Source organism: Streptococcus sp. 1055, from assembly GCF_013276815.1.
Taxonomy (GTDB): Bacteria; Bacillota; Bacilli; order Lactobacillales; family Streptococcaceae; genus Streptococcus; species Streptococcus pseudopneumoniae.
In genome coordinates this window covers 1-611 of the sequence record NZ_VMLT01000062.1, presented here as the reverse complement: position 1 = coordinate 611, position 611 = coordinate 1, and the positions used below count along the sequence as shown (strand labels likewise).

General features: G+C 40.3%; 2 pseudogenes. One reads left to right on the top strand and one right to left on the bottom strand.

The features are described from left to right. Window positions 1–311 (top strand): annotated as a pseudogene (locus tag HT699_RS06290) (reverse transcriptase domain-containing protein); the annotation flags it as partial. Window positions 312–406: 95 nt separating this feature from the next. On the opposite strand, the pseudogene HT699_RS06285 reads toward HT699_RS06290, so the two are convergent. Further along, a pseudogene (locus tag HT699_RS06285) lies at window positions 407–611 on the bottom strand (ISNCY family transposase); the annotation flags it as partial.

Below are 611 nucleotides of genomic sequence, written 5' to 3'. Positions count from 1 at the left end.
TGATGTCCTTAGTACATAATATGATCGAAGACGGAGATAGGGAATCCTTGATTCGTCAGTATCTTCATTCAGGTGTTATCATTAATGGTCAGCGTCATAAAACGCTAGTTGGCACACCACAGGGAGGAAATGTATCTCCTCTCTTATCCAATATCATGCTTAATGAATTGGACAAGGAATTAGAAAAGAGGGGACTTCGATTTGTGCGCTACGCAGATGATTGTGTGATGACGGTCGGAAGCGAGGCAGCCGCTAAGCGTGTGATGTATTCAGTCAGTCGTTTTATTGAGAAACGGCTAGGTTTGAAAGTATAGTAAAATGAAATAAGAATAGGACAAACCGATCAGGACAGTCAAATCGATTTCTAACAATGTTTTAGAAGTAGAGGTGTACTATTCTAGTTTCAATCTACTATAATTTGAAGGGGAATGCCGTGATTGGCTAAGATTTGTTCAAGGACATGATAGTAAGCATTCAAGTTCTCTTTTTTATCAAAATAAGCCCCTAGGATATTGCCGGAAGCATCATCAATGGCTAAGTGTAAGTTAGAGGTTTCTGCTCCAAACCAGGCATGAGGGCTAGCCTCCATTTAGATGAGTTCTCCAGCAAAT